This window comes from Anaerotignum sp., from assembly GCF_017483025.1.
Classification (GTDB): Bacteria; Bacillota; Clostridia; order Lachnospirales; family Anaerotignaceae; genus Anaerotignum_A.
This window is the reverse complement of record NZ_JAFUMA010000122.1, coordinates 1-6,084: the sequence shown is the minus strand read 5'-3', so window position 1 is coordinate 6,084 and position 6,084 is coordinate 1. Positions and strand designations below refer to the sequence as shown.

General features: G+C 41.3%; 7 protein-coding genes. All 7 read right to left on the bottom strand.

Going from position 1 to position 6,084, the window contains the following annotated elements; genetic code table 11:
* Window positions 1-168: 168 nt before the first annotated feature.
* Complete coding sequence (locus IJ369_RS10330) at window positions 169-324, bottom strand: hypothetical protein (protein ID WP_290718762.1); 156 nt, start codon at window positions 322-324, stop codon at window positions 169-171.
* Complete coding sequence (locus tag IJ369_RS10325; protein WP_290718759.1) at window positions 321-770, bottom strand: hypothetical protein; 450 nt, start codon at window positions 768-770, stop codon at window positions 321-323. The genes IJ369_RS10330 and IJ369_RS10325 overlap by 4 nt, the downstream gene beginning before the upstream one ends.
* Entirely contained in the window at window positions 767-1,180 is a 414-nt protein-coding gene (locus IJ369_RS10320; protein ID WP_290718758.1) for a hypothetical protein, read from the bottom strand. Before IJ369_RS10320 ends, IJ369_RS10325 begins: the two co-directional genes overlap by 4 nt.
* Window positions 1,181-1,286: 106 nt before the next feature.
* Window positions 1,287-2,126 carry a copper amine oxidase N-terminal domain-containing protein gene (locus tag IJ369_RS10315; RefSeq protein WP_290718756.1) on the bottom strand — a complete coding sequence of 280 codons (840 nt, stop codon included), beginning with the start codon at window positions 2,124-2,126 and terminating at the stop codon, window positions 1,287-1,289.
* A gap of 7 nt (window positions 2,127-2,133) precedes the next feature.
* Window positions 2,134-2,415: a hypothetical protein gene (locus IJ369_RS10310; RefSeq protein WP_290718754.1), complete on the bottom strand. Its 282-nt coding sequence runs from the start codon at window positions 2,413-2,415 to the stop codon at window positions 2,134-2,136.
* Window positions 2,416-2,489: 74 nt separating this feature from the next.
* A complete protein-coding gene (locus IJ369_RS10305; protein ID WP_290718752.1) occupies window positions 2,490-3,782 on the bottom strand; it encodes a class D sortase in 1,293 nt (430 codons plus the stop codon).
* Window positions 3,783-3,938: 156 nt separating this feature from the next.
* Window positions 3,939-5,297, bottom strand: coding sequence for a hypothetical protein (locus tag IJ369_RS10300; RefSeq protein WP_290718750.1), 1,359 nt, complete (start codon window positions 5,295-5,297; stop codon window positions 3,939-3,941).
* Window positions 5,298-6,084 lie beyond the last annotated feature (787 nt).

Below are 6,084 nucleotides of genomic sequence, written 5' to 3'. Positions count from 1 at the left end.
GGTTCTAACTTACTTGAAAAGTATTTCTGCACTTTACTTAAAATTTTGATTTTTTGACTTGACTTTTAATAGTTAGTCTTTCTGTTCTATTACTCTGTATTTTATCACAGTCAAAATACCGAATTGGGGATTTGGAAAAAAATATTTTTTCAGCCCTCCACCAAGTATTCATATAGGACAAAATAACGTACCATTTGCAATCGCCAAAAGCACCAATCTAAACACATACATAATAAGAATGAGAGCTAAAATCCCGAGCAATGCCATTGCTGCATCGGAAAAAGATGCTCCCTTTTCATCCGAGATTTTAATTTTTTCTCTCATTCAAATCCACCTTTCGTTTTTGGATAAGCAACAAATATATTATCTGCTGTTCCCTTCTTATTGAACTGTACTGCCGGATGCAAGTGAAAATTCTGCTGGATTTCCTCCAACTCTTCTTCGGGAAATGTACCGTCAATCCGTAGATAGTATTCTGCCGTCATAAACGAATTCCGTTCATAATATATTTTCACTACAAACAATGCAGCAACACATAGCAGAAATATGATCATAGATCTATGGGAAATAAGCCTTGATGCTACCGCTGACACAAATGTGTCGAACAGAAGAATCAACGACAATATCCCAATAATTACTTCCGCTGCAATTACACAATACAGAAATCTATTTTTGCCTTCCAATTGTCCTTTGAACCGTTTCGCCAAGCGATAATCTATCACCTGACACCCTTGAAAAGAGTTCAAATAGTCTATGCCATTTATTTTCATGTTCTCTCTCTTCTCTTTTTCTCCATAGCGATCCAAGTACCATCTGCACCATATTCCTGCATTTTATACTTTTCTTTGATCCAATACTGATCAATTTCATCAACTATACCCGTGTACCGGATGATACAGCACTCTTGGAACTCTGCGACTTTTTTCTCTTTTGTAATACTGGCAATTACATCCATCATCAGGATAAAAACGCCGAGTGCTATGTATTGTAGCAGTACTGATGTATGATCAATCTCATATCGAAGCATGGTATAGGCCTTTTCCAGTGTCAAACACAGTAAAACGACCATCAGAAGCGTTGGAATATAAGAAAGAAAAAAATAAAGGAACTTGCCTTTCGCAGTCCCTTTGTGATATTCAATGACCTCACAGCCGTTGATATATTCGAAAAAATCTCTCATTGAAACACTTCCTTCCCAGACTTTGGTAAACGGTTTACCAAAGTCCCTACATATAGGCTGCCGGAATGGTCCATGACTTAGGAACCGATTCTTAAAATCGTAATGCTTAGTAAACGCTTCTGTCGAAAACATTATGCTGTTTCAGATCGTAGTTGGGTTTTGCTCTATCCAAGGATACCACCCTGTTTTCTTCGTCCCAGCCGACTTTATAGTTCAGTGCATTGCCGATCTGACGTAAGCCTACCATTAACGTTCCCTGGTACAAAAACGGCGGAACATCTGTAGGAATCGTCATACCATCATATTTCCACATGGTGTAGGAGCCAACTTCTACCACGATTGCACCATCGTTGATTTCAGCGATCATTTCTTCACTGTCCCAGCTCACTGTATAACCCAACTGTTCCACTACAAAACGCAGAGGAACAAATACTCTGCCATCAATAAGCAATGGCTGTGTATCTCTGGGTGTATATTTTTCACCATTAATCTTGATCGTGATAGGTTTCTTCTCATTTCTAACACGATGCTGATTCGCTGTAACAGTATTCACCAAAGGCTCATCGGACCACAATCTTGTTGTAGGTGTGGATGAAGAACCATATACAATATCAGAACCAAGGGTGGATGTACCGTTTTCGTAATATCCGTCAATAGTATAATCCCCATAGCTTTCTGTCTGGATCGTATCTGTGTAATTACCGTTATACAGCGTTTCCGTGGAGTAATCAGTATAGTCCGTAGAATAATCGTAGTAATTCCCGCTGGAATAGCTGTCGTTATAGCTATTGGAAAAACTACTACCCCCGGAGTTGGCGAAATAATCCGCTTCACTGTCGAAATACTGTACCGAATACCCGTCATCGGCAAAAGCACATACTGGAGAAAATGCAAGAGAGCTTATCAACGCACCGAATAATGCGTAAAATCTAAATCCCTTTTTCATTTTTATTTCACCTTTTGCCTTCCCTGTTCTTTGCGAACATCTCTGTAAAACGATCGGCGTATTCGCCGAAAATAGCAAAATCGCCTTTGGCTTTCCGAACCCAGTCCTGAAAAGCCAAAACATTTTCTTTTACCCATAAAACGAAATAGAGGAATGTAAAAATGGCTGCCAAAACAACAAAAATGTTATTCTGCATCCAAAGCATAAGACCAACAGATATAGCCATCAACAGCAGCAAACAATATCTCGTTTTCCATTTGCCAAAAACAATGCGTTTATCTTTCTGCATCCATTCCCCCCTCCTTTCTGGATAAAAAAAGAACTTTGGTAAATCATTGACCAAAGTTTTGTACCTACAATTATTTAATTGTTGCCAGTGAACACACCAATATAATCTGTATACCCAGAACCAGCATCGTGATAATCACCACTGTCCTGATGGAAAGAGCTATTTACCTTGCCGGTATAAACAGACCCATTAGATCTGCCGCTGTCGGATCCAACCTGAATCGCAGTCACTGCGATCCTGCTATTAGGAACCAAATGTTCACAGGTCACCAAAGTCAGACGGTTATCGCCATAATCTGTAAATACACCCCAGTCCGTATCAGAGATAGCGCGCATATCAGTCACCTGATATGTACGAGTCACGCCATTTACAGTGTACTGGATCTGATCGCCAATATCGACATTCACCAGATATTTGAAGTGTGTGTTATTATGCCCTGCAATACCGACATTGCCGTCGAATACAGGAGTATTCTCAAAGTGTCCTGTCCCTTTAGACAGATCACTCATTTCAACACTACCCATGACAGGCGCATTTTTCAGATTAATAGACGGGATGCTGATCGTACCGATAGAACCGGAGGGCTGTCTTGTTGTGTGAGACCCTGTATAGGTTGCAGGTGTATTTCCCACCTGTCGCTGAGCTGTCGTAACAATTTCAGCAAGGTTCGGATCTTCATCTAGGCTATCGGCATCTACATCAACCGGTGCCAGTTCCCCGTCCAGTGTTTGTCTGAACTCTTCCAGTTCGGGATCTAGTTCTGCAGTTTTTTCGCCGTCTTTCTTTTCGTCTGTGGCTGTAACGATTGAATCATCGTTATCTGTAGGGACAAAACCACGCATCTGATACCCATAAAACACTACAGCAAAAATCAGGAATACCGCTACTGCACATGTGCCGATGCGGAAACCAAAGTGATTTCTCCACCAGTAACGTAACTTCCCACCGAAATCTTCAGGAATTTCTTCCATTGTTTCATCAGGATCGTACAGCTCAAGGTCTTCCTGCATTTTTTTCGCTTCGCGTTCGATCGCTTTTGCCTGGGCGTCATTCTGCGCCTGTGCGAAACGATCTTTCATCCCGCCCATGACTAATGCGGCTCTGCCGCCTTTTTTCACATTTTCTCCGGGCTCCTCCAGATCGTCAAAGTCTTCAAATTCATCAAAACCTTCCAGTATGTCGGGTAAATCGTTCATATCAACAATATCTGCACTCTGATGTTCTGTTGTGTCAGCTGCTTCCGCAGAAACAAAATCAGCAGAGGCAGCAGGAGGTTCATTATTCTCTTCCCCAACAAGGATGCCTTCCGGCTCAGCTGTGATATCTGCAGGTTCAACTTTTGTATCACTGATCCGCCCCTTTTTCAACTTGCCGAAATTAAAATCAAATGCGAAAAGGTCTAGTTTGATATTTTTTTTATTCAAGGCAGTTGAAATGATCAACAAAGAAAAAGCAGTCAGCATAATAAGTGCTAAAACAAGTGCGAATACGAGGATTGTAATTGGATTCATATACACCCCTCCTTACTGCGTTGTTTCAGATTCAACGGAATCTTCACCGTCGATCAGTTCAACAGGGATCTCTTCCTTATTGACCGTAGCAACGACTTCCTCCGGATCTTCATTCACTTTTTTCCAAACTTTTACGGCTACATACATCAACGCACCTACAAACGCAAACAGTAACGCTACCAATGCACCGATCACCTTGCCCATCCAGCCGTTGCTATAGCCTGCAGAATACATACCCATCATATCAGATGCACCGGATGCAGCAAGTTTACTATTTTCCTTCTGATACATAGAATTGATGTAATTCTGATAGTAAATGCCGCTGGCATTTGCAACCATAGAGTTTGGTTTATAGGTCACAACGTAGATATTTGTGGGGGAATTTTTTGCAAGAATCTTGCCCACATATGTAGCTGTGCCCTTATAATCCTTATCTTCTGTATATTTCGTGCCATAATAAGACACAGTCGCTCTCCAAGAAGACGCGACTGTATTATAGGTTCCGTATGCATTATTACCATTTGTTCCGCTGATGCCTGTTCCGGGATCACCCATGTTCTGCCATGTAACTTTACCCTGATAGTATGTGACACCGTTGGACTTCAGTGTCTGGGGGATCTTATCCTGATCCTTGATCGTCATATCATAGGTTTTTACAAAACTGGTACCGGAAGGGATCTTTTCGTCTTTGTTCACCTCCGCCTTTACGGAGTTCGGGTCAAGGGTCAATACGCCTGTACCGTCTGGCTCATCGTATTCGAGTTCATCGGCGAATTTCTTCGCTTCTTCCTCGGTTTTTGCGATCTGTTCTTTTACCAGTTTCTTTTCTTCAAAGTTCTGGGGGGTCACAATGCTATCGATCGCATACTGCACATGATTTGTCGTGATCGTCGCCTGCGCTATATCTTTGATATCTGCGTTATAGGGGATCACATATTTTTTCTCTATCGTTTGGATACCGAAATCATCGATATATGTCTCGGTCTCTTCACTGATAGCATAAGCAGAGCCAACAATGGTCTGCCTGTTCGTGTCGTTGTTCTGGCTGTTTTCCTGGGTACTTTCCTGAACTACTTCACTGGGAGTGTCTTTATCCGCAGTCGCTTTATCTGTAGATGAAGTTGCTCCCTTGGTTTCGCCGGCAGATGTGTCATCTTTTATATCCGCCGCATCATCAGATGCTTGATTGCTCGATTCCTGTGCATATTCTGCAGCATCGACCTGTTCGACTTCCACATCTTCTACTGTTTCCAGTTGTGCGGGGATATTCTGATTCATCTCGTCCGGCGTGGACGCTTCTTTATGACAGCCTGATACTGTGATGGAAGCTAAAATACATAAAACTAACGCCCTAGATAGATTCTTCTTCATACACCATCGTCATGGTTAAAAACCAATGACTTCCTCCTTTCCTTCAAAATTCCTTTTCGCAATTAAAAAAAGCAGTCTGAACAGAATTGGACGATTCGTTACAGATTGCTTTTATATGAGGTGTAAAACCTCATGTAAAACCATTGATAGGATATTGCTGCTCTTAAGAACTGTAAGGAGTAAACAGTTCCAGGGGAAGGAACACAATATCATTATGGTACTAGCCGATCAGCGTGCTGTCCTGCACAGCTGATATATAACAACTTAGCAGCCTTTTTCTTTTCGTTGAAGTTTTGTCTGACACAACTTGAACAAATTCTTAGAAAAACGGTTTTTGGACAATGCTAGTCGCTGGCCTTATTGCTTTCTATGACAAAGATGCAGCATTGGAATTGATGGTGTAAGAGATTCCTACGCTATCATCCGGATCATTTTCACCAATAAACGTATCCATAAAACAGTTCACGTTACTATTTCGATATGGAAAAGGGGTACATATCTTGAACTGCCCAGATCGAACCTCTGGGCGCTTCATCATTTTTATGATTTTTTAATTTACTCAATACGGAAATATAGAGTAAAGTGGAGATATAGTGAATTGCGTTTACTACCAATGGCCTTACATAAGGTTTTACATCTTTCAAATATTCTTTTTCGGACAAAAAAAGACCCCATCACAAGAAATACAGCAGTAAAACATCTACTGTTATCCATCTGAGTTCCTTACATTTGTGGGTTCCAGCCACCGTTTGGACATACGGAGCAATTACCTCCTTGTTTTTTCAAT